Origin of the sequence: Moorena sp. SIO4A1 (genome assembly GCF_010672065.1) — a bacterium.
In the GTDB taxonomy this organism is placed as follows: Bacteria; Cyanobacteriota; Cyanobacteriia; order Cyanobacteriales; family Coleofasciculaceae; genus Moorena.
Window position 1 is genome coordinate 1 of record NZ_JAAHHX010000031.1, and the last position, 22,617, is coordinate 22,617.

Genomic DNA, 22,617 nt, shown 5'->3' on the forward strand with positions numbered 1-22,617 from the left:
GAATTTTGCCCCCCTAGCCCCCCAACTTTGGGGGGAATAAGAGTCAATTTGCTTCTAAAAGTCCCCCAAAATTGGGGGATTTAGGGGGCTTGGATGTAGCAAATGAGACTTCTCAGACAACCTCTGAGAATTAAGAATTGATAATTGATAATTGAGAATGATTAAGGCTGAATGGTTAAGACAGAAGTCAGAAGTCAGAAGTCAGAAGGCAGAAGTCAGAAGGCAGAAGTCAGAAGGCAGAAGTCAGAAGGCAGAAGTCAGAATTATAAATTTCCAATTCCCAATTCTACATTCTTAATTCTACATTCTTAATTCAGCGGACATCAGCTCTGCTATCAGTTTGTTTCGTCGTCCCTTTAGAACTTAATAGACTTCGCGGCAGTTGTCGGGAACAGGAAACAGTGGACAATAATTGAGGTAAACACTATCATAAAAATACTTTTGCAAGAGGTATCTGTTAATTAATCTTCACAGAAAAGGTACCCTTAAGGGTACTACCAAGCCAGATTATTCTCTAATAAGATACAAATGTATCGATTGAAATCAGTAATGAAACTCGCTGCTCACCAAATGTCTGGTATTTCTGCCGAAATTGATGCCTATCTCAAAGCCCACCATGAAATTGGGTGGTTCTCAGGGGCGGTTATCGTACTCAAGGCAGGTAAAACCATGTTTACCAGGGGGTATGGCATGGCTAGCCTAGAGTACCAGCTACCCAATACCCCCCAGACTAGATTTCGGTTGGGGTCGGTGACAAAGCAGTTTACTGCTGCTGCGATTCTACAACTCCAGGATCTGGGGTTGGTTGATGTACACGCTCCTGTTTCTACCTACTTGCCAGATTATCCCCATGGGAATCGCATCACCTTGCATCACCTCCTAACCCATACGGCGGGCATTCCTAACCTAACTAGTTTTCAGGATAAAACCCAATGGATGGCAAAACCTACGACCCTTGAGGAGTTGATTGCCCGCTTCCAAGACCTCCCCTTGGAATTTGAGCCGGGAAAAGAGTTTCGCTACAGCAATTCAGGCTATGTTCTGCTGACCCAGGTGATTGAAACCGTATCGGGTCAGTCCTATGGCAATTATCTAAAAGAGCATTTGCTCCAGCCTTTGGGGATGGAGAACACAGGTTACGAGTATCCTTTGGCGGTGATTGATGGCTTGGCAAATGGTTATCAGTTCACTGATGACGGCTATCTCAAGGCAGAGTATATTAATATGTTCGTGCCACAGGGAGCCGGAGGACTATATTCCACGTTGGAGGATCTGGCTCGATGGAATCAGTTTTTGTTTGACCATGGGGTGGGAGATGAAACGATCTTAAGGGATAAGGCGATCGCTACTATGACCTCTCCCTTAGTACCGATGAATCCTGACGAAACTCCCCATCTGTTCTATGGCTATGGATTGGTAATAAACAAACAGCCCAAGCATCAGCGCATTGGTCATGGTGGGAGAATTAACGGCTTTGTGACTAATCTGGAATACTACCCAGACCAGGATGTGAGTGTTGCTGTGCTCAGTAATGTACAAACCGCCAATATAGAGCAAATTTCCCAGGATTTGGCAGCAATTGTGTTTGGGGAACCCTACTCCAAACCCACAGTTTCTGAGGTAGATCCGTCTGTATACGAGGGCTATATTGGAACTTATCAGGTTGCTCCTGAGTTCCAGGTAACTATAACCACCCAAGCCAATCAATTGCGGATTCAGGGAACAGGGCAGTCTATCTTTAACCTTTATCCTACCTCCGAAACTGAGTTTTTTACATGGGTCATTGATTTGCGAGTTGTCTTTAACCAAGGCTCAGACGGCACGGTGGAAAGCGTGACGCTGCTGCAAAACGGGCAGGAAACCGTTGCTCCTAGGGTAGATTGAGATTAAAGAGTTTTAATGTAATCTTCTAGATCAATCCCTGTAGTCCATAGTGGCTAAAGTTTGAGGTTTTCCATGAATGCGATCGCACCATTACAAACTACCGCGTTCAGCTTCGCTGCGCCAAAGGCGATCGCTTTCTTATTTTCAATCTATTCAGATTCTACTATGGATGAAACTGGTTGTTAAGGATTTTCGTGCGAATGAGGAAACAATGTATTATAAAATGAACTATACATTTCTGAAAATGCTATAGCTAAAATAACTTAACGTTAATCATTCTTAACAAAAAAGGTACCCTTAAGGGTACTGCGAAGCCAGGGAATTATCTGACATTCTATAAATATCTTGATTGAAATGAATCGCAGCAAGAGGTAAAACCCATGGCTTATAAAGCCTCTCATCCCTGTGTCTTCCAAGTTCCGATCAAAATTAGAAGTACCCATTAATCTCGACAAGGAAATGGAGCTCCAAGAGAATTAGCTGTTACTGTAACCAACGGTGTGTTCACTGTGGTAACTCATTTGAAAACTGCTAGAAAACCCTTCATTGATTAATAAATCCTAGACTCTATTTTAAGCTAGTTATTCTGCTCTAATCCCTCTGTAATATTAAAATTTATTATTCAATGGCTATTAATAATCGTTCAAACTGGCTAAGATCTGTAGGAATTAGTAAACTATTAATCAAATTTATTTATCTGGAAATAATACTACTAATCATTCTGGTTTTACTTGGGGTTTTATTACAGTTAAAACTTCCAATTATAGAGCAACAGTTTCCAGGACCAAAGATCTTATTAGAATACTTTGTTTATCTTATTGTTAAACTAGTCGTAGGAGTGTTAGGTTTAGTCTGGCTTTATCGATTACACGTTGATTTGAATAGGATTTATAGTTATTACCCAATCGAACCTGGACAAGTGCTAGCTCTATGCCTAATTCCCATATATAACATCTTTGGAATTTGGAGGATTTACTCGACTTTTGCAGAGTATTTAAATAAAGAAGAAAGTAGGGGTTTAAAAACTAGACTTTTAATTTTGTATATTGGTTATGTTTTTCAGCGAGGGTTTTCAAAAGCTTACCAAAACAATTATAGTGGAGATTATGCTTTTTATTTTTTAATCATCGGTAGTTTAGTAAGCCTATGCTTGTGTATAGTTTTTATGCAGATGATAAAAATGATGAGAGGTGTAGTAATTGCCAAATTCCGAGAGGATTTTTACCCCAATATCGAAAAAAGTTAATCCTATTATAAAGCAAAGCTTTTGGCAATTGTCGATGTACGGCGGTTTGCATAACTATCAGGTATACAGGATTGTTTTCCTTCTTCCCACTTCCGACTTCCCTCTTACCTGCTCCCGTCTTGATGCAGTCGCTCATGGGGGAAACCCCCAAGACCGCGCTGCATCGCTGCTCCCTGCTCCCTGCTCCCTAAAAACCCAGAACTTTGTACCTAACTGAATTGCAAACCGCTGTATATAGCATCAATTCTCAAGCTTCATATCGGCAAAGTGTTCCATCAGCATTCGATGGATAAAGATGTAGCCCCCTCCTACTTTTTGTAGGAAGATGCGATCAGCAGCATAGTCCAGGAAGCGGGCATAGTTCCAAGGGATGCAATTGTTACGGTAGAGGACAAGGCGGAGGCTGAAGTGTTGGATGCAGGCTAGACCACCACTCAACAGCCCGAACAACAGCCCGAACAACAGCCCTAACAACATCCCGAACAACATCCCTCTCATCAGCCCTAACAACATCCCTCCTATCAGCCCTTCCATCAGCCCGAACATCAGCGCTACCATCAGATATACAGTTATAGCATTACGAGCTGATTTCCAAATTCCTTGATTTGGACTTGTTTTTGTTTCAATTTCTGAACTCTCCAGCCCTTCCAACACCCCTCCCATCAGCCCGACCATCAGCCCGAACATCAGCCCGATCAACACCCCTCCCATCAGCCCTTCCGTCAGCCTGACCATCAGCCCTCCGAACACCCAGGCCGTTAGCCTGAACATCAGCCCTCCCATCAGCCCTCCGATCAGTCCTGCTATCAGCCCAAACATCAGCCCGAACATCAGCCGGTTAATCAAGATTTTTTTCCAATTAATATCAAGTATTTCAACTGTTTTGATTTCTTTCCTTGCTTCTTTATCCAGCCCGACCATCAGCCCTCCCGTCAGCCCGATTATCAGCCCTCCCGTCAGCCCGAACATCAGCCCGAACATCAGCTTGACCATCAACCCGACCATCAGCCCGACCATCAACCCGACCATCAGCCCGACCATCAGCCCGACCATCAGCCCGACCATCAGCCTATAAGTTTGTTTTTGATTTCTATTTATTAACCAAGATGGCTGCATTTTTTCAATTAAAAATACTGTTTGAGACTCCTTAACCATCCTCTGAGCCAGCCAAATTAGCCAGTGCTTTACTTGTGCTTTCTCGTATCTATGATTAGTCTTACGACGCTTAAAAATCTTCTCGATATATGCATCAAAGAGCTGCTTGCGCCGTTCCTCTACTACGTCAGTTCTGGGCAAATCCTCAACTGCTACTCCCTGATAAGCTAGAGTTATAATATTGAGCATTAAGGGCGACTGGGCTAACTCTTGTAATACTGTATCTTCTGCAATTAATGTCTTCAATCCTGTTAAATCAGCTCCGACACGATTCAAGTAATGACAAACTTGTTCTAAAGTCAGTAATCTTATATAAACTGCTTTCTGAAAATTCAGACGGTTGGATAGGGCTTGATAGTCTTTAATCCGACTACACACTACTAACTCGGCACCATAATCCTGCTTGAATTGGTTCAATGCTACGATACATTCGTCTCGATAGTCTGCCTTAACTTCATCCAAACCGTCAAACAATAGTAGTAGTCGCTGTTTCTTTACTAAAGTTTCTCGAATTTCCTTGGGAACGTCATATTTATTACCCAATTCCTCTACTAACCAATCGGCTATCGTCTGCCGTTCCTTTGCCCAAGAGGAGAGGTTAAAGACTACGGGAATTAGCTGATTAGTGTCTTGTTCAGCACGAGCGATTAAATCCCGGGCGAGTTCGAGTAAAGTTGTGGTTTTTCCTGACCCTGGTTCCCCTAAAATTAGTAGGGTTCTTCCTGTCCCAATTTGGTTAAAAACATCAATTACTTTAGTCCCTTCGGGGAGGAGTTGAGGTGAGTCGTCACCGATTTCGATAATTTCGCTCAAAGGATTAGTAATGACATCGGGTCTCTCTTCTAATCCCAACTCCATCAGTACCTGGTGATAGAGGGATTTTTCCAGAACGCCTTTGACCCAATAGTTCTTGACTTTAGTGAGTAATGCCTGACGGTTGCGGTATTCTTGGGGAGTTAATTGGGTTCCTGGAACAGATTGCTGCTGATTAAAAATCTTAAACAAGATGTTGTTAATCTGGCTGTTATTCCCTTCAATGGCTTGGTTGCTATTTCCCTGAATTGCCTGATTTTCATTTCCTTGAACCGCCTGATTTTCATCTCCTTGGATAGCCCGATTGTTATCACCTTGGAGAACTGACATATCCTCACCAACTTGAAAAGCTTCAACCTGATGCTCAGATGAATTCACATCAGGCTGTTGTGAGTCATAATTCTGATTAGGTGACTGGCTCATGAGTTAGTTCTACACACCTATAATGCGTGAAGCAGCAGCAGCACCGAACCAATCTGCCACTTTAAGAAGGATAGGCTTGGCTTTGTCCCAGAGCGTTTTACCTGCATCAACTTTTTTACCAGCTGTTTCGAGGGTTTCTGCTACACTTCCCAGGTTGGCGAGTGCCAATTCTTTTTTCGGTTCTTCCTTTTCTGTGGCTTTTTTGGCGGCACCAAGATACATGATTGCTTCTTCTTTGGTATCTTCTGGTAGCTCTGCCCCTCGTACTAATTTATCCAGCTCTACTAATAACTCAATAACCTGCTCTTTTGTTAGCGGTTCTTGGGTTGATGCAGTACCTTGACTTTGGGTTACTTGATTGTTGTCACCTTGAATACCTTGGTTATTTTTACCTTGAACACGTTGACTATTGTCACCTTGAATACCTTGACTATTGTCGCCTTGTAGGTTGTTGACCTTACCGCCTACGGAACCACCTACAGAAAATCCACCGGGATTGTTTGTCATAATACCTACCTGTTCAACTTGTGTGTTTGTCTAAGAGCTAGGATGCTGTAGTCGCTATATTGTTTATATTAATAAAGATTCAAAGACAAACTAGTACCTATCATTAGGAAAACTTCAGTCCTGAAAGGATATACTTCACTAATCTTTACCATCGCTTACTGGACATGGCAGTCTTTTTGATAATTTCAGCTGTTATTTCTTCCCCCATCACGAACATCTGGTAGAGGAGGAGGATGCGTTCGCGTAGCGTGGCCCAAAGGCCAATCGCAAAACTCCTGAACGGTTATCCCTGCTTCACTTCAGGTGCTGGAGCAGCTAATCCTAAATCACTTAACAAAAATTTAAACGTCATGCTTTCCCCGATCAGCTGAGAGCTGAGAGCTGATAGCTGATAGCTGATAGCTGATCAATTACCAACCAACTATCTGTACTCTTAAATTATCCTGAATCCTTATAGACAAATGAATTTAGCTGTAATCAAGTCCCGTCGGACATTGATAACCTTAACAGTTACAGTTGCCATTGTATTGATTTCACTCAAGGCAGCAAGTGCAATACCATTGTTTGGTGCCGGTGCATCATTTCCCCAACCCCTTTACCAGCGTTACTTTTCTCAATACCAACAAGAAACCAGCGTTAACGTAAATTACAGCACCATTGGCAGTGTTACTGGCATTGAGCAATTCATTAACGAGTCTGTTGATTTCGCTGGCACTGATATGCCCCCAACCGATGAGGAGAAAAGTCAGATGAAACGGGGTTTACAAATGGTGCCCACAGCCGGGGGAGCTGTGTCAGTGATTTACAATCTCCAAGGTGTAGTCTCCTCTGTCAGACTATCTCGGGAGACTCTAGGCAAAATCTTTACAGGTCAAATCGGCAATTGGAAGCAAGTTAACACTTACCTGCCCAGAAGAGTAATATCAAATTCGGTTGAATAACCATACTTCCGTCGTTAGGAGAGCAGAGAACTAGCGATTTAGCACGGTCTTGGGGAGGCAGTGCCTTCAGGCGGGGGTTCCCCCCATCAACAACTGCTATAGTTTCCAGCATGAGCGACAGCATCAAGACTGCCGAGGTACACAGGATTTTTTCCCTGATCCAAAGTTCCCTTTTCCCTACTCCCTACTCCCTACTCCCTGCTCCCTAAAACCTAGGTAGAGTTAGTCCCTGGTTCAATAGGTAAAGAGCATCAACCTCCCACCCTTGGACGGCATTTCAATTTGAAGGTTGTTGCCTTGCACATCCTTACCATTGAATTCGTATATAACGTCTGTGGCCCGGACGCTCCTTCTTATCACAGTAGGCTGGAAGTCAGGTAGCCAGACTCTTAGACCTTTGAGTACTTCTGGGGGTACCTGACTTTGGTCAATTTCTTCTTCAACCTGCTGAATTTCCCCAATGGCATTGACATCCACTTCAAAGCGGTTGCCCTGGGAGTTCTGACCACTCAGTCCATAGATTAGCTTGCCATCACCCCCAATCTCGATTGCTGCATCCGTGGGTGAGACACCAGCAGCAACAGTGGCCGCAGTGATAGCAGGAGCTGGCACTTCAGAGATAGAAATCTCCTGATATATCCCCCCAAAGCTTTGGGCAAATGCCTTGCCAGCTGGGAGACTAAGTGCAAGGAATGAAACCAGTGTCAAGCTAAATTTTCGCAGTAAACTCATCTCCATGTCACACCAAAAAAATGTTTCCTTTCTTGTAAAATAGCATTAAACTTGGCTTAGAGTTTTATAGTAAACTCTCTGATGAGATAAATTTGATTGCCCACTATTGATTGCCCACTTATAACGCCAGTAAAATTGGCGAAACTTTAGACTTGAAATAGTCGTCATATAAATTATATTGTTATGTAAGCTATCAGCTATCAGCTATCAGCTATCAGCTATCAGCTAATGAGGTGCTTTTGAATAAAACAAGTAAGCATTGGTTTAATCTCTGTTACATCAGCTGACGGTTCCATAGCGTGAGCTTTTAGCTGAAGGCTGACAGCTCACGGCTGACCGCTGAATGCTTACATTGTTATTGACGCGATGGACGAAGTCCCGCTTTCAGCGATCGCGTAATCTATAGGATTAAGAATACTAAAAATTGTAATACTAGAATAAATTAAGGATACATTAATGATTGGCTATCAAGTTTTTTGGCAAAAGGTTTTAACAGCAACAGCGGTAACCGTTACCGTTGGCTTTGGTTCTATCAGTGGTGCGATCGCTCAATCCCTGACTGGTGCGGGAGCTACATTTCCTGAACCTCTTTATCGGCGTTACTTTAGAGAATACCAAGAACAAACAACCGATGTAAAGCTCAAATACAGTGCCATTGGCAGTGGTGGTGGGATTAGACGATTTCTGAATCAGTCCGTTGACTTCGGAGCGAGCAATGTAATTCCAACTCCTGTAGAGAGAAACTCAATGAAACGGGGTTTGTTGATGGTACCAACGGCTGGAGGATCTTTGGCTGTGGTTTATAATCTTCAAGGAATAACCACCGATGTTAAGCTATCCCGAGAAACTCTAGGTAAAATCTTCACAGGTCAAATTTCTAATTGGAAGCAAGTTAACTCCCGCCTGCCAAACCGTAAGATTCAAGTAGTTGTCCACTCAGGTAGTAGCGGTACTAGCTTTATTTTTACTAAATATTTGAATGAAATTACTAATGGCAGAATCCGAGCCAGTAGAAAACCTAATTGGGGCTTTAAGGTCTTCTCTAGTGTTCCGGGAAATGGACCAGTAGCTAGCGAAGTTAAGCGAATTGACGGTGCCATTGGCTATGTACCAGCGAGTTATGCTAAACAGCTTAACCTACCAATGGCCAGGCTGGAAAACCAAGCTGGTCGCTACGTCAAGCCTACGGTTGATCAAGCGAATAAAGCCCTAGACAATGTGCAGTTCAATGATGACTTCACCATCGAAAATATAGATGACCCAGAAGAGGGATATCCAATTGTAGGTATAACTTGGCTGTTTGTCTACGAAAAGTATCCTAAAGCAGAACTAGCCCAAGGGGTTAAAGACCTGATAAATTGGATTCTGACTGACGGTCAAGACTTGAACGAAGATCTACAGTACACTCGGATACCGGAAGATGTTGCTAACCGAGCCATCGAAGCTGTGAATAACAACATCAGGGTTGTTCCATAGAAGGACAAAATTCAACTTATTTTTGTTGTGTGAGGAGATTTGTGAAAAAATTTTGCGGTGCATTACCACTGACACCGATAGTACTTGGTGTCCATTTGGTAACCATTACCCCCGCCATGGCTGAGAGCAAACTAGAAACCTTGACAGCAGATTGGTCAGATGTTAACCCCAACCCGAAATATCTAGCGCGAGAGTACTTAAAAACTCCCCCAAAAACTCCTCAGTTAACCGACCAATTCCACCATGAACTAGAGTTTAAGACTACTACGTCTATTCCCCATTCTGGGATATCGACAGCTAGCTTGACTAGTCTGGAGTCACCGCCAGACCTAGAGGTGGCAGACACTGTGAGTAATCCCTTTATGGGTCAGGTAGCACCGATTTCCAAACTATTAGACATCCCATCTACTCAGACTAACTCCAATAGTCTAGATAATAGTTTAGATAATAGTCCAGATAATAGTTTAGATATATCCCAAAACTTAGGTGTGACAGATCCGTTGAGTAATGGACCAATGGAGCGGGTAACACCAGTTTATGAACTGTCTGATGTCCAACCTACGGATTGGGCTTACGAAGCACTACAGTCTTTGTTGAAGCGCTATAGATGCCTGACTGGTTACGAGGATGACACCTATCGCGGTAACCGCGCCCTGACTCGCTACGAGTTTGCGTTTGGCTTGAATTTTTGCCTAAATCGGGTGAATGCCATGATTATTGGGAAAACAGCCAACTTGGTAACGGAAGCTGATTTAGCAGCAATGCAAAGGCTACAAGAAGAGTTCAGTGATGAATTGGCTACTGTACAGGCTCGGGTCGATAACTTGGAAGGGCGGGTTACTTTCCTCGAAGACCATCAGTTTTCTACTACTACTATCTTGCGTGGGAGTGTAGATATTGCTCTAGCTACTGGCTTTGGGGGGAAAAAAGCAGTTCCTTCTGGTCAAAGCCCAACAGAAGATTTTGATGATACTAATACTCTGTTGGGAGGCCGGGCAATTCTCAACTTTGACACCAGTTTCACTGGTCGAGACCTTTTGCGCACTAGACTTCGGGCAGGGAATACCAGTAACTTTAGCACTGGTTTCACCGGCACAGCCATGACAAAGTTTGGTTTTGCCACTAATACCGGCAATGATGTTAAATTAAACCAGCTGTTCTATCGGTTTCCCCTAGGTAATAAAGGTCTGGTATCTATAACAGCAGCAGGTCAGGGAGCAAGTGCTTTGATTCCCACCCTCAATCCAGTATTTACCATTTCCAGTTTTGGATTCAATAATTACATCTACGACTTGGGTTTTGGCGCTGGTGCTGCAATATACTATCAATTCAATGACGTGATTGCTACTGGAGCAGCCTATTACACTGGTTCTGCCTCTAATTCAGACTTTGGACTGTTCAATGGTGCCTTTGGTGCTTTGGCTCAGGTGACCCTCACTCCCTCTGATCGTTTTGGTATGGCCTTGACCTATGTCCGGTACTACTCTCCTGAAACAGCCAACACTGCATCGTTTCTCGGTAGCGAATTCGCTCAATCTCCCTTTGGCTCAAATACAGCCACCTCATCAAATAGCTTGGGTGTATCGACTAGCTATCGATTTAGCGATCGCTTTACCCTAGGGGGTTGGGTTGGTTATAGCAATGCGATCGCAGAATCCTCACCCCGCAACAATGATTTCGATGGATCAACCGGATCAAAAGCAGATATTTGGAGCTGGGCAATTACCGCCGCTTTCCCAGACATCGGAAAACTAGGCAGCCAGTTGAATCTAATTGTTGGCATGCCTCCGAGACTAGCTAGTAATGATGTTGCTGGTCGTCGCGATCGCGATGTATCATACCATCTCGAACTGTCTTATCGCTACCCACTCACTGATAGAATCTTTATCACTCCTGGTGTTTTGGTGATTATCGATCCAGAACACAATGATGAAAATGATACCATTGGGGTTGGACTGCTGCGAACCCAGTTTAATTTCTAGTGGGATGGTTCAAAATATTCAACCGAAAACCCTCACTCCCAACCCAGATTTTTCCCAACCCTTTCCCGACCACACCCAATTACCAGAGTCGGATGGCACCTTTGTGTTCGCGGAGCGTGCCGTAGGCAAAAACTTTCAAGAGCATCCCCAAACTCTGCTCCTAACCGATTCAATTGGTTCAGTACTGCAACAGCTTCACCCTGATGGTCAGTACATCATTGGTCAAGATTGCGGCATCTACTGGCGAGAAACCGACCCCCCAGAGACAGGAGCCGAAGCTCCTGATTGGTTCTATATTCCAGATGTTCCCCCCAAGCTTGATGGTCAGATTCGTCGCTCCTACGTGCTTCGTAGGGAATACATTCCACCCCTGATTGCTATCGAACTGGCAAGCAGGGATGGGAGTGAGGAACGGGACAAAACATCACTGGCTCAGCTAGCAACTGTTACCCCTCAGACCAAGGATAAGAAAAAGGGTCAGCGTCCTGGGAAATTCTGGGTCTACGAACGAGTGATGAGGATTCCCTACTACGCCATATTTTTGATCAAGGACAATGAACTAGAAGTCTACAATCTCGTAAATGGATTTTATCAGAAGATGTCACCGAACGAACGGGGTCATTATCCGATTGCTCCGTTAAAAGTAGAACTGGGAAAATGGTCAGGAAGCTACCAGAATCAAACCCAAATCTGGCTGCGATGGTGGGATAGTGAAGGTAATCTATTGCTGACAGGACAAGAACGAGCTGAAAAGGCGGAAGCTGAAGTGGCACGTCTGAGAGCGCTATTACAAGAACGGGGAATTGATCCGGATACGGTTTTGTAGGCCATAAATTTATTGAATCGGGGCGTTTGCCTGGCCTTGCAGCAATAGTAATTTATTTTATAAAAAAAGCCTAATTGATCACAGCGTTTTTCATAGCTATCGGGTACACAGCATTTTTTACTTCTTACCTGCTCCCTAAAATCCAATAATTTGTATCTCAGCCAATTTAAAACTGCTGTAACTGCAACATCTCTTCAGATTTAGACTAGCAAAGAGTTAGTCTATGTAGTCTTGCTAAAAAATGTTTCAATCAAGTATTTTCTGTCAAGTTATACTATAAGTTTAAACACTGTTGACTAGTCAACAGTAACAGTTTTTACTCTGGTTTCTGTATTGAGGACTCAGCACTAAGTACCTGGACAAAAATAAACCTAACTGTATTAATTTGTGTAAAGTTGCCAAAAGTCCCTCTGCTCCCTGCTCCCTGCTCCCTGCTCCCTATTTAAAGAGTTAATTTTAGTTTTGTCCGACTACTTATTTTCAACCGAAGTATTTTTGACAAACGATTTAGGATTGCGATCGCATCAGGTTCACAGAACAGATATACTAGTCTAGGGGAAAGACGTTCGTATCGGCGGTTAACACCGCGCTCTTAGTGCGTTTTTCTTTCCCAGTGATTAGATACCAGGCTTCCAAACGTGACCGTAGATTTGTTGTGACCAGCATAACCAAGACCGAAACAGTATCCCCAACTGCAACCAATAGTGTGGATTGGGAGCCCCCCATGCCACCAACCGATTTAATTTTTGATGATGGAGAACCTTTGGAGAGTGACCGCCACCGCATAGCCATGAACGCCCTGATCCGTTCACTGCGCGTTGCTTTAGCTGACCGAGACGATTACTTTGTTGGGGGCAATATGTTTGTTTACTTCAGTAGTGAACAAGCACGAAACCGGGACTTTCGCGGGCCAGATTTCTTTGTAGTCTTGAATGTAGACGGTAGTCGAGAACGCCAGGGCTGGGTAGTATGGGAAGAACAGGGTCGCTACCCAGATGTAATAATCGAGCTGATGTCCCCCTCCACAAAGCAAGTTGACACAGGTAAAAAGAAGAGCATCTACTGCCAGACCTTCCGAACTCCAAATTATTTTGTCTACCAACCCTTTGACCCAGATTCATTGCAAGGATGGTATTTAGATATAGACAATGGCTACCAGGAGCTAACCCCAAATGAACAAGGGTGGCTATGGTGTCAGCCCTTAGGCTTGTGGTTAGGAGCATGGTCTGGAACCATTGAGGAAACCTCAGCAGTATGGCTGCGCTTTTATGACCGGGATGGGAATCTAGTTCCCTTACCAGAAGAAGCAGCTGAGCAACGAGCTGAAGTAGCTGAGCAACAAGCTGAAGCAGCTGAGCAACGAGCTGAAGTAGCTGAGCAACGAGCTGAGCAATTAGCAGAGAGACTGCGACAGGCAGGGATTGACCCAGATGAAATTTAAGGTGAATGGTCATAAAAATAATAAAAAGTGTGGAGCTTACTGATTAACTGTTAGAACCTAGGAGTTTTGACGAATCACCTTTTCCCCAATGACCTTTTCCCCAATAACCAATTTCTAATGAATAATATTAATTCAAACCCCAAAATTCGTATTGAACATCTGATTAAAATTTATGGCGAAAAACCCCAAGCTGCCCTCAAACTGTTTCGCCAAGGTGGGAGTAGGGATTCTATCTTAGAAAAAACTGGTCAAGTCTTAGGTATTGCTGATGTTTCTCTGACAGTCAATCAAGGAGAATTGTTTGTGGTCATGGGGTTATCCGGTTCCGGAAAATCTACCCTAGCTCGCTGTATTAACCGCTTAATTAATCCCACCAGCGGCAATATCTATATCGATGATGAAGACATTGCCCATGTTGATGAGAAGCGGATGCGAGAGATTCGCCAGAGCAAGGTATCAATGGTGTTTCAGCGATTTGGATTATTTCCCCACAAAACAGTTGCAGAAAATGTCGGGTATGGTCTAAAGGTCCGGGGGATAGATCAAGCCAAACGCCGCAAAAAAGCCTTGGAAACCTTAGAAGTGGTAGGTTTATCCCAATGGGCAGATTATTTACCTTCATCCCTCAGTGGTGGCATGCGTCAACGGGTAGGTTTAGCCCGGGCTTTAGCCACAGATGCCGAGATTTTACTTATGGATGAGGCATTCAGCGCCCTCGACCCTCTGATTCGGCGGGACATGCAGGATGAATTACTGCGACTCCAGACAGAACTGCACAAAACCATTGTATTTATCAGCCATGATATTCAAGAAGCCCTGAAGATGGGCGATCACATAGCAGTGATGAAAGACGGTTATATCGTCCAAACTGGCACACCAGAAGAACTGGTTAACCAACCAGCTGACGACTACATCCGTGCATTCATCCAAGATGTTAACCGCGCCCAAGTCCTAAAAACTGGGTCAATAGCTCGTCAAACCCCTGCCTTAGTTCTTAAAGAAAACTCTGCTAAGGCTGGACTGGAAAAGATGATAGACCATCACCTCCAACAAATGTATGTTGTCGATGAACACAGCAAACCAGTTGGAATTGTCAAGAAACAATGGCTCGAAGCAGTCCTCCAAAAAGGAAGCGAAGACATTACTGAAGTGATGGAAACGGACTTCCCCACAGTCAACGCTTTAACCCACCTAGAAGATATATTTCACCTCTACCGAGATGGACTTCCTGTTGCTGTAGTCGATACTGACGGTACATTCAAAGGAATGGTGGAACAGTCTGATCTGATCGCTAGTATTGGCAAACCTCAAAAGCTTGTCCAAGACAACAGCTGATAGCACCTCAAGTAGCATCTCAAGTAGCGCTTTAGCTGATAGCTGATAGCTGATAGCTGATAGCTGATAGCTGATAGCTGATAGCTGAATGCTGAATGCTTACAAAGAAAATATCTAGATAAATCGACAATCTATACTATAAGAAGGTTCCTCGGAATAGTATTGTGTTCAATTCTTTAATTCTATCCCTTAATAATATCGCAACAAGCCAAGTCGGTCTAGATATTATCTTGAATCCCTTTGAGCTTTATACCTTACCCCTGGACGAGTGGATTACCGCAGTAGTTAATTTCCTAGTTGACAACTTCCGTCCCTTCTTTCAAGCAATTAGCTTGCCCATTACCTGGACTCTGGAAGGGATACAATCGCTTTTCCTATCGATTCCTCCCCTAATTTTCCTGATTATTATGGGCTTGATAGTATGGCAAATTGCTGGGGGTAAAATTGCTATTTATAGCCTTATTGCCTTGACCTTGATTGGCTTTTTTGGAGCTTGGGAACAAGCCATGACTACCCTGGCGCTAGTGGTGACAGCTGTAGTCTTTTGCGTGGTGATTGGCATTTCCCTTGGCATTGCCTGTGCTAGTAGCGATCGCGTGGAGAAATTCCTGCGACCTCTGCTTGATGCCATGCAAACCCTGCCGTCATTCGTCTATCTTGTCCCAGTAGTAATGCTATTTGGCATTGGTGCAGTGCCAGGAGTAATCGCTACTCTAGTCTTTGCTGTTCCCCCCTTGATTCGCCTGACCAACCTAGGTATCCGACAAGTATCTACAGAAGTTGTCGAAGCTGCGATCGCATTTGGCTCAACCCCAATACAAATGCTTTGGGAAGTGCAAATTCCCCTAGCAATGCCAACTATCCTAGCTGGAGTCAACCAAGCCATATTATTAGCACTATCGATGTCGGTGGTGACTTCTATGATTGGTGTCGGGGGACTGGGACAGATGGTCTTACAAGGTCTCGGTCGGGTGAATGTCGGACTAGCTGCTGTGGGAGGATTAAGCATCGTGCTGATTGCGGTGATGCTCGACCGGATCACTCAAGTGGTGAGTCAAGGCAACAACCAAATCCCTTGGCTAGAGCGAGGACCGATTGGTTTTGTGCGTTTGAGGTTAACCAGTAAACCACGGACTGGGACTACTGTTGCTGTAACGGTTTTAGTGGCATTGCTTGTGGGTTTCATCAGCTGGCAACAAATTCCCCAAGCTACAACCGAATTAACTGCATCAGAAATAGCCCTACCTGGGAAAGGGGTGAAGGTACGCTCTACCTATGGTTATCTAGCCGATTCACAATTCATGACACACATCGTTAACACGGCTCTGGAAAAGCTCGGTTACGAGATTGAAAAACCCAAACAACTCCAACCAACCACCAGCCACATCGCTTTGGGTAATAACGACCTCGATTTTACCGCTAGCCACTGGGAAAAGTTACACACAGAATTCTTTGAAAAAAATGGTGGCGAAAAGAAATTAGAGCGAGTTGGAGTTATTGTTTCTGATCTGTTGCAAGGGTATCAGATTGATAAAAAAACTGCTGAAAAATACAATATCACCAATTTGGAACAACTCAAAAACCCTAAAATTGCCAAACTCTTTGACTCCGATGGAGATGGTAAGGCAAATTTAGCCGGTTGTATTCCCGGTTGGGGATGTGAGTTAGTTATTGAGCATCACTTAGATGCTTATGGGCTCAGGGATACTGTCGAACACGACCAAGGAGAATATAGCGTCCTAATTGCGAATAGCATTGCTCGCTACAAACAAGGAAAACCCGTCTTATACTACACTTGGACTCCCCTGTGGCTGGCTACGGTATTAAAACCAGGTGAGGATGTGGTTTGGCTAGAAGTTGCCCAAACCAATCTACCAGAAGCCCAGAAAGGGTTGACAGAAAAACATACTTCAATCGATGGTAAAAATCTCGGATTTGCGGTGGATCGGGTTCGCTTTGTGGCCAACAAAAAATTTATAGCAGCCAACCCAGCCGCCAGAAAATTGTTTGAGCGATTTAAGATGTCGATTGAGGATATTAATGCTGAAAGCCTACGGGCCGAAAAGGGGGAAAATAGCCCAGCAGATATCCGTCGCCATAGCCAAGAATGGATTAAAAAGAATCAAAAGTTGTTTGATAGCTGGGTTGAAGAAGCTAGAAACGTTGGAGAAACTTCTGGAATTTGAGGTTTCCTATAATTTACGAGAACATGAATATTGTCAAACTTGAATAATTGGTCATTGGTAAAGGGTAATTGGTATTTGTGATTAATCCCGAGTTATAGCAGAAGTCAGAAGTCAGAAGTCAGAAGTCAGAAGTCAAACTCTTGCGCTTACTTAGGTTTGAGACTTTTGTCATGTCCGCGCCTGCCCTGGGGACTGCTATACCAGAGACTCACCTATAGGTAACATGCCCTCGAATCATCCGTTGCGCGATCGTAAGCATTAAGCCGTTGGCTGATAGCTGATAGCTGATAGCTTACGCGCGATCTTTCCAATATCACAACTTATCACAGATTGCCATATTCCAAAATTGTCCGGATTAACCTGATCTACCCAGTAAAAATAAAGTGGTAGATGCACCCTGGTGAAGTCCTAGAGCTAAACTCTGGGGCTTTTTTTTATTTAGATACCGTATCCCACTGCTGATTATCGGCTGGAACAACATCTGGCAAAGACCGACCCATCCAATACAGCCACCCTAAACCAGCAACTCCCAATGCGATCGCAACCAAACTGACCACTTGAGCAATGCGTAATGGACCGAGCATCAGACTATCCATCCGCAATCCCTCAATCCAGAAGCGACCAGTACTATAGGCGACCATATAAACTAGAGCCATCGTCCCTACCTTCAGATGGGGTTTGCGGCGTAAATCCCGAAAGAACAGAGTCATCAGTAACCCAAAGACCAATAAGTTCCACACAGACTCATACAGAAAGGTGGGATGGAAATAGTCAAAATTCTGAAACCCTGGGGGACGCTGTAGTGGTGGAATATACAATTTCCAAGGCAAATCTGTGGGAGCCCCAAAGGCTTCGGAATTAAAGAAATTACCCCAACGTCCGATTGCTTGACCTAATATCAGGGAAGGAACTACTAGATCAACTAACAGCCAGACAGAAAGTTTATTAAGGCGGGCAAAAATTGTTGCAGCTAAGATACCACCCAAGATAGCGCCATGAATGGCAATGCCACCATTCCAAATCGCAATAATTTGGTCTGGACGCTGGGCGTATTGTTCCCACTGAAACAAGACATAGTAAAGTCTGGCACCAGGAATCGCAGAAATCACCAGCCAGATAGCTAAGTCGCCCAACAAATCTGGGTTAACGTTACGACCCTTGGCTAGGTATTGGGACAGGCTAACTCCAATTAACACTGCTGAGGCAATCAATAGTCCGTACCAGCGGATTGTTAGGGGTCCGAGTTCAACGATTATTGGCCCAGGAGAACTAAATTGGAACCCTAGGGTTAGAGCAGAGATTGCTTGCAGCATTGATTTATCCATAGGCAGCAAACCACAAGTTTCATTGTAGTCTCCTACAGCATCGGTTAAGTCATCAGAAAACTAGGTCAATTGATAATGGGGTGATGAGAGGATGGGATGATGGGGTGTAATGGTAATAGAAATATCTTGATCAAGTGCTTGGTCGAGGTATCGCACTTTGTCAGCCATGCAAAGCGCGAGTGGGGGAAACCCCCCTCAGGCCACTGCATCGCTTGTCAACTTCTATTACTTGACCAGGTCTCTAGCATTCTCTAATCTGGAGTGCAATGGTGCGAAGCAAAAGCTTGGATCAGCTTCTCCCATAACTGCTCAGCACCTAGTAAAAGCCTTGGTAATTTCCGGCAAAACTCGGAAATTTACCTAACTAGGTTGCAGACCAAGGATTAATTTCCTACGTTGTTTTGGTCATGATACCTGGGAGTGAACTCCAGCTCCCAGCTCTATCGTCAACCATTAAGGTGAAGGCAAAATGTGTGGTTGACACGACAAGCCATTACAACATGGTCGAGGAAAACATTACCGATTTGAGACGCACTAAAAATGCAGAATTATGTATTAGTTATTGACACAGACAAACAACCATTAAACCCCATATCCCCCAAGAAAGCGCGTCGATTGTTAGATAAAGGAAAAGCTGCGGTTTTTAGGATGTATCCATTCACGATTATCCTCAAGGCTGCAATCGCCAATCCGACTATCTCCCCTTGTCAAATCAAAATAGATCCAGGCAGTAAGGTGACTGGGTTTGCTCTAGTCCAGGACGACCAAGTTATTTGGGGAATGGAGCTAGAACACAGAGGAGGATTGATAAAGAAAAAACTAGAATCTAGAAGTGGCGTTAGGGGTGGGAGGCGTAATCGCAATACCCGTTACAGGAAGCCAAGATTTCTTAATCGTAAGCGTCCAGAGGGTTGGATTCCTCCCAGTCTAGAACACAGGGTTTTGACTATTGAAACCTGGGTAAGACGACTAACTAAGTTTTGTCCAGTCAATGAGATTTGGATTGAAATAGTCAAGTTTGACACTCAAAAAATGCAGGATCCTGAAATCAATGGGGTGGAATACCAACAAGGTGAACTAGCCGGGTATGAGGTGAGGGAATATTTACTTGAGAAGTGGGGGAGGGAGTGCGCCTATTGTGGCAAGCAAAATATTCCCCTACAGATTGAGCACATTCACCCAAAATCCAAAGGAGGCAGTGATTCGGCAAAGCCGACGCTACGCGAACGGGTCAGCAATCTTTGTCTAGCTTGTGAAAAATGTAATCAACGAAAAGGCAATAGACCTATTGAAGAATTCCTAAAAAAGAAACCAGGCTTGCTACAAAAAATCAAAAACAAGGCGCTTTCGCCATTGAGAGATGCAGCAGCGGTCAATACAACTCGGAACAAAGTAGTAAAGGTACTCAACGAAATAAAACCTGTGGTTACTGGCACGGGTGCTCAGACCAAATACAACCGGACTAAGTTGGGACTACCCAAGCAGCATTGGATTGATGCAGCTTGTGTTGGAGACGTTGAAGCTTTGGTGTTGAGAACCTATCAACCGCTAGTAGTTACCTGCAAAGGACAGGGAGGCAGGCAAAAAGCTGCGCTCAATAAATATGGCTACCCCATTAGACATAACCCATTGAAACCCATCAAAGGTTGGTCTAGTGGTGATATAGCTAAAAACCTTTTGACGGGGGAGTTTGGGAGGGTTAATCCCAGAAGCAAAAGCAACTCCTTTAATTACACGGTTCCCGGAAAAAAGGCGATAAGCTTGCACGTCAAGAATTTACTCAGAGTTCACAGAAAGGATGGTTATACTTATGGGTTTTGCCGATAAATACCAAGAATTATCTGGAAATAGTCCTCCTATTACATACAGACAGTATAAGGCGAACAACCAAATCACCTTCAACCCAAGATGAATTCCGAACAACTAGAATTAACTATAGGCTGGCTTTACCCTACCCTAATGAGTACCTACGGCGATCGCGGTAATGTGATCTGCTTACAACAACGAACCCAGTGGCGAGGCATTAGAGTCAATCTAATCCCCCTGGATCAGCAAACCCCTGCTGAGCAATTCTATCAAGTGGATATCTTCATGGGTGGTGGTGCTCAAGATAGACAGCAAGAAATTGTTATGCGAGACTTACAAGGTAGCAAAGCCAATGCCCTACAAGAAAAAATTGAAGGAGGTACACCGGGGGTATTTACCTGTGGCTCACCTCAATTGCTAGGTCACTACTATGAACCTGCTCTAGGTAAGCGGATTCAGGGATTAGGGTTGCTGGATTTGGTCAGCAAGCATCCTGGCGTAGATGCTCGCCGTTGCATTGGTAATGTGGTATTTGAGATTACTGCATCACCCCTAGCCCAAGACTTAAAGGCTATGCTCGGGAAAACTCCAGTAGTGATTGGTTTTGAAAATCACGGTGGTCGTACCTATTTAGGTAATGTCGAACCCCTAGCTCAAGTGGTAAAAGGATATGGTAACAATGGGGAAGATGGCACAGAAGGGGCATTTTATCGAAATGCGATCGCAACCTACTCCCACGGTCCGCTGTTACCGAAAAACCCCTTTATTGCTGATTGGCTGATCCAAACTGCCCTCAAGCAAAAGTATCATATACCAGTGTCATTAGAACCACTGGATGATACCTTAGCAACCAAGGCACGGATAGCGATGTTTAAACGTCTTGCTCTGACTAACCTGAGTTAACTAAGACTACTAGCAAGAAGCCGTGACTATTACGGGTAATGGGTAATCGGGATTGGTAGAAATGTCCACTAATTACTAATAATCCACAGTCCCGACTTTAGTGGATAGCCCCTTAATGGCTCGTAAACGAATAAACTACTAAGTATACCCCCTCCCAAGCAGTTGAGCGAGGGATAAGGTGCGGTTAAAACCGCGCTTTGTCGTAGTTCCTCCGCGCTTTAAAAAGACGCGGTTTCCCTACCCCGTGAAGTCAGATGACTGGAAAAGTAATCGATAGCAGTGCCACTGGAATTCTCATTCTGATCATCCCCTTCGCATTGGTGATGGTTCTGTTGCTAAAGGCATGGCCGATCGTACTGGCAATGCTAATCTTGATTATCATCATCAGGCTTTGGCAGCAATATCAATGGCAGAAGTGGACTCGGAAAGTTAATCCCTTCTTCAATCAACTGATTAAAGATAACCAAGGTTGTCTGACACCCATTGACTTGTCGATCAAGGCAGATATTTCTGGAACTGCAGCGAAACAGTATTTAGAGAAAAAGGCACAGGAGTTTGGAGCTCAGAGTCGAACCTATGATGACATTGGCACTGTTTATTACTTTCTGACTGCTAGCGCTCTCGGTAGTATCTTTGATGAGAGTGAACCATCCTTCGAGCCTGAAAGTGAATCCTCCTTCGAGCCTGAGAGTGAATCCAACACCAGTCAACCAACCCCGTCTTTAGAACTACAGGTCCAAAAAGATGAGTTCTCTACCAGTGAAATCCCAAAATTGGTAGAAACTCCACGATCACAAGAATCTGTTGCCTCAAAACTAGCTGCCTTTACTGCTGATGCTTCAGGTGATCAAAAAAACTCGGTCAAAAAGAAGCAGGATAAGAAAGTTTATCAACCTCTGATCCAAGCCGAATTAGCGAAGCGACTGAATGTTCATTCCAGCACAGTTGGTAAACGTAAATCTGATGCCGACTTTTCACAATGGAGTCAAAGTAAAGATCCAGACGGAATTGCCTGGGAATATTCATCACAGAGAAAGGAGTTCTTGCCAATTGTGAACAATTAGGAAAATCTCGATCGTGAATAAATTTTAATTAGTCATTATTAATAATTAGCAATTTGTTCTTTGTCATATCTACCCAATCACCAATGACTAATCAGCCAGCTTCCCAGAATGATAAGTATTCAAAGGTGAATTATATCATACTAGCAATGATATGATAATACCTAAGGTTAGAAGAAGCTGGAAACTAGGAAATGGAATGAGCAAGTTCTGCCTGGGTTGGGGAATTAAACCTGTCCAGAGCATCCCATTTATTCAACACTTGGGATTTGAGTTGTTCAAATTTTATCTTTAGTATGCGTCTGCTGACTATGGGTTGAGCTATAGGTTGTGAGGTTTGACCAGTATTAGCCGACTCTTGTAACATGTGGCATTGTTGGGGTGTAAGCGTTACGGTCATTACCTGGTTACAGCGTTGTGGTTCTTCAGTGGAAAACAACAGTAGTCGATAGAAGCCTTTATCTGCTAAGCAACGAGTAATGGTCTGAACTTTCGAGGTTTTCAAGTCTAGATAGCAAGGGAGTAACCGAGAGTCCTGTGCTGTAGACTCAAGCACAGTAACCCATAGTAGCATA

21 protein-coding genes are annotated in these 22,617 nt (G+C 44.0%); 16 read left to right on the forward strand and 5 right to left on the reverse strand.

What is annotated here, in order from left to right:
• Nucleotides 1–157 precede the first annotated feature (157 nt).
• The 5 genes from F6K53_RS20365 to F6K53_RS20385 all read left to right on the forward strand — a co-directional run bounded on the left by F6K53_RS20365 (nucleotide 158) and on the right by F6K53_RS20385 (nucleotide 3,347).
• On the forward strand, nucleotides 158–298 hold the full coding sequence (locus F6K53_RS20365; RefSeq protein ID WP_293071947.1) for a hypothetical protein: 141 nt from the start codon (nucleotides 158–160) through the stop codon (nucleotides 296–298).
• Nucleotides 299–528: 230 nt separating this feature from the next.
• The gene (locus F6K53_RS20370) at nucleotides 529–1,884 is read left to right on the forward strand and encodes a serine hydrolase (RefSeq protein ID WP_293071948.1); all 1,356 of its coding nucleotides are present in this window, start codon (nucleotides 529–531) and stop codon (nucleotides 1,882–1,884) included.
• Between the two features lie 60 nt (nucleotides 1,885–1,944).
• On the forward strand, nucleotides 1,945–2,070 hold the full coding sequence (locus F6K53_RS20375; RefSeq protein ID WP_293071949.1) for a hypothetical protein: 126 nt from the start codon (nucleotides 1,945–1,947) through the stop codon (nucleotides 2,068–2,070).
• Between the two features lie 439 nt (nucleotides 2,071–2,509).
• Nucleotides 2,510–3,130 (forward strand): hypothetical protein, encoded by a 621-nt coding sequence (locus F6K53_RS20380; RefSeq protein ID WP_293071950.1) that lies wholly within the window; start codon nucleotides 2,510–2,512, stop codon nucleotides 3,128–3,130.
• Nucleotides 3,131–3,164: 34 nt separating this feature from the next.
• Entirely contained in the window at nucleotides 3,165–3,347 is a 183-nt protein-coding gene (locus F6K53_RS20385; RefSeq protein WP_293071951.1) for a hypothetical protein, read from the forward strand.
• Between the two features lie 23 nt (nucleotides 3,348–3,370).
• On the opposite strand, the gene F6K53_RS20390 is transcribed toward F6K53_RS20385, so the two are convergent.
• On the reverse strand, nucleotides 3,371–5,521 hold the full coding sequence (locus F6K53_RS20390) for an NACHT domain-containing protein (protein ID WP_293071952.1): 2,151 nt from the start codon (nucleotides 5,519–5,521) through the stop codon (nucleotides 3,371–3,373).
• A 9-nt stretch (nucleotides 5,522–5,530) separates the two neighbouring features.
• A complete protein-coding gene (locus F6K53_RS20395; RefSeq protein WP_293071953.1) occupies nucleotides 5,531–6,028 on the reverse strand; it encodes a hypothetical protein in 498 nt (165 codons plus the stop codon).
• 461 nt (nucleotides 6,029–6,489) lie between these two features.
• Between F6K53_RS20395 and F6K53_RS20400 the strand changes: the two genes are divergently transcribed.
• Together F6K53_RS20400 and F6K53_RS20405 are read left to right on the forward strand one after the other, a co-directional pair.
• Entirely contained in the window at nucleotides 6,490–6,969 is a 480-nt protein-coding gene (locus F6K53_RS20400; protein WP_293071954.1) for a substrate-binding domain-containing protein, read from the forward strand.
• 49 nt (nucleotides 6,970–7,018) lie between these two features.
• On the forward strand, nucleotides 7,019–7,189 hold the full coding sequence (locus F6K53_RS20405; protein ID WP_293020977.1) for a hypothetical protein: 171 nt from the start codon (nucleotides 7,019–7,021) through the stop codon (nucleotides 7,187–7,189).
• A 14-nt stretch (nucleotides 7,190–7,203) separates the two neighbouring features.
• Here the strand turns inward: F6K53_RS20405 and F6K53_RS20410 are convergent, their stop codons facing one another.
• Nucleotides 7,204–7,701: a hypothetical protein gene (locus F6K53_RS20410; RefSeq protein ID WP_293071955.1), complete on the reverse strand. Its 498-nt coding sequence runs from the start codon at nucleotides 7,699–7,701 to the stop codon at nucleotides 7,204–7,206.
• Between the two features lie 456 nt (nucleotides 7,702–8,157).
• On the opposite strand from F6K53_RS20410, the gene pstS reads away from it, so the two are divergent.
• From pstS to proX, 6 genes are all read left to right on the forward strand, one after another.
• The gene (gene pstS, locus F6K53_RS20415) at nucleotides 8,158–9,177 is read left to right on the forward strand and encodes a phosphate ABC transporter substrate-binding protein PstS (protein WP_293071956.1); all 1,020 of its coding nucleotides are present in this window, start codon (nucleotides 8,158–8,160) and stop codon (nucleotides 9,175–9,177) included.
• A gap of 29 nt (nucleotides 9,178–9,206) precedes the next feature.
• On the forward strand, nucleotides 9,207–11,159 hold the full coding sequence (locus F6K53_RS20420) for an iron uptake porin (protein WP_293081824.1): 1,953 nt from the start codon (nucleotides 9,207–9,209) through the stop codon (nucleotides 11,157–11,159).
• 4 nt (nucleotides 11,160–11,163) lie between these two features.
• The gene (locus tag F6K53_RS20425; RefSeq protein WP_293071584.1) at nucleotides 11,164–11,985 is read left to right on the forward strand and encodes a Uma2 family endonuclease; all 822 of its coding nucleotides are present in this window, start codon (nucleotides 11,164–11,166) and stop codon (nucleotides 11,983–11,985) included.
• A 724-nt stretch (nucleotides 11,986–12,709) separates the two neighbouring features.
• Nucleotides 12,710–13,426: a Uma2 family endonuclease gene (locus F6K53_RS20430; RefSeq protein WP_293046751.1), complete on the forward strand. Its 717-nt coding sequence runs from the start codon at nucleotides 12,710–12,712 to the stop codon at nucleotides 13,424–13,426.
• Between the two features lie 117 nt (nucleotides 13,427–13,543).
• Nucleotides 13,544–14,761 (forward strand): glycine betaine/L-proline ABC transporter ATP-binding protein, encoded by a 1,218-nt coding sequence (locus tag F6K53_RS20435; protein ID WP_293020986.1) that lies wholly within the window; start codon nucleotides 13,544–13,546, stop codon nucleotides 14,759–14,761.
• 164 nt (nucleotides 14,762–14,925) lie between these two features.
• Complete coding sequence (gene proX / locus F6K53_RS20440; protein WP_293020988.1) at nucleotides 14,926–16,947, forward strand: glycine betaine/L-proline ABC transporter substrate-binding protein ProX; 2,022 nt, start codon at nucleotides 14,926–14,928, stop codon at nucleotides 16,945–16,947.
• A 434-nt stretch (nucleotides 16,948–17,381) separates the two neighbouring features.
• On the opposite strand, the gene lgt is transcribed toward proX, so the two are convergent.
• A complete protein-coding gene (gene lgt / locus F6K53_RS20445) occupies nucleotides 17,382–18,260 on the reverse strand; it encodes a prolipoprotein diacylglyceryl transferase (RefSeq protein WP_293021074.1) in 879 nt (292 codons plus the stop codon).
• Nucleotides 18,261–18,812: 552 nt separating this feature from the next.
• Here lgt and iscB point away from each other — a divergent pair.
• The 3 genes from iscB to F6K53_RS20460 all read left to right on the forward strand — a co-directional run bounded on the left by iscB (nucleotide 18,813) and on the right by F6K53_RS20460 (nucleotide 22,045).
• Nucleotides 18,813–20,099, forward strand: a complete 1,287-nt coding sequence (gene iscB, locus F6K53_RS20450; protein WP_293071583.1) for an RNA-guided endonuclease IscB — start codon at nucleotides 18,813–18,815, stop codon at nucleotides 20,097–20,099.
• Between the two features lie 81 nt (nucleotides 20,100–20,180).
• Nucleotides 20,181–20,981: a type 1 glutamine amidotransferase gene (locus F6K53_RS20455; protein WP_293020992.1), complete on the forward strand. Its 801-nt coding sequence runs from the start codon at nucleotides 20,181–20,183 to the stop codon at nucleotides 20,979–20,981.
• Between the two features lie 254 nt (nucleotides 20,982–21,235).
• Nucleotides 21,236–22,045, forward strand: coding sequence for a hypothetical protein (locus F6K53_RS20460; RefSeq protein WP_293020993.1), 810 nt, complete (start codon nucleotides 21,236–21,238; stop codon nucleotides 22,043–22,045).
• A 184-nt stretch (nucleotides 22,046–22,229) separates the two neighbouring features.
• Here the strand turns inward: F6K53_RS20460 and F6K53_RS20465 are convergent, their stop codons facing one another.
• A complete protein-coding gene (locus F6K53_RS20465; protein ID WP_293047109.1) occupies nucleotides 22,230–22,616 on the reverse strand; it encodes a hypothetical protein in 387 nt (128 codons plus the stop codon).
• Nucleotide 22,617: the final 1 nt, after the last annotated feature.

Coding starts and splice junctions, on each gene's coding strand:
- F6K53_RS20365 (WP_293071947.1), top strand. CDS start 158: ATGATTAAGGCTGAATGGTTAAGACAGAAGTCAGAAGTCAGAAGTCAG.
- F6K53_RS20370 (WP_293071948.1), top strand. CDS start 529: ATGTATCGATTGAAATCAGTAATGAAACTCGCTGCTCACCAAATGTCT.
- F6K53_RS20380 (WP_293071950.1), top strand. CDS start 2,510: ATGGCTATTAATAATCGTTCAAACTGGCTAAGATCTGTAGGAATTAGT.
- F6K53_RS20385 (WP_293071951.1), top strand. CDS start 3,165: ATGTACGGCGGTTTGCATAACTATCAGGTATACAGGATTGTTTTCCTT.
- F6K53_RS20390 (WP_293071952.1), bottom strand. CDS start 5,521: ATGAGCCAGTCACCTAATCAGAATTATGACTCACAACAGCCTGATGTG.
- F6K53_RS20395 (WP_293071953.1), bottom strand. CDS start 6,028: ATGACAAACAATCCCGGTGGATTTTCTGTAGGTGGTTCCGTAGGCGGT.
- F6K53_RS20400 (WP_293071954.1), top strand. CDS start 6,490: ATGAATTTAGCTGTAATCAAGTCCCGTCGGACATTGATAACCTTAACA.
- F6K53_RS20410 (WP_293071955.1), bottom strand. CDS start 7,701: ATGAGTTTACTGCGAAAATTTAGCTTGACACTGGTTTCATTCCTTGCA.
- pstS (WP_293071956.1), top strand. CDS start 8,158: ATGATTGGCTATCAAGTTTTTTGGCAAAAGGTTTTAACAGCAACAGCG.
- F6K53_RS20425 (WP_293071584.1), top strand. CDS start 11,164: ATGGTTCAAAATATTCAACCGAAAACCCTCACTCCCAACCCAGATTTT.
- F6K53_RS20430 (WP_293046751.1), top strand. CDS start 12,710: ATGCCACCAACCGATTTAATTTTTGATGATGGAGAACCTTTGGAGAGT.
- F6K53_RS20435 (WP_293020986.1), top strand. CDS start 13,544: ATGAATAATATTAATTCAAACCCCAAAATTCGTATTGAACATCTGATT.
- lgt (WP_293021074.1), bottom strand. CDS start 18,260: ATGCTGCAAGCAATCTCTGCTCTAACCCTAGGGTTCCAATTTAGTTCT.
- iscB (WP_293071583.1), top strand. CDS start 18,813: ATGCAGAATTATGTATTAGTTATTGACACAGACAAACAACCATTAAAC.
- F6K53_RS20455 (WP_293020992.1), top strand. CDS start 20,181: ATGAATTCCGAACAACTAGAATTAACTATAGGCTGGCTTTACCCTACC.
- F6K53_RS20460 (WP_293020993.1), top strand. CDS start 21,236: ATGACTGGAAAAGTAATCGATAGCAGTGCCACTGGAATTCTCATTCTG.
- F6K53_RS20465 (WP_293047109.1), bottom strand. CDS start 22,616: ATGCTACTATGGGTTACTGTGCTTGAGTCTACAGCACAGGACTCTCGG.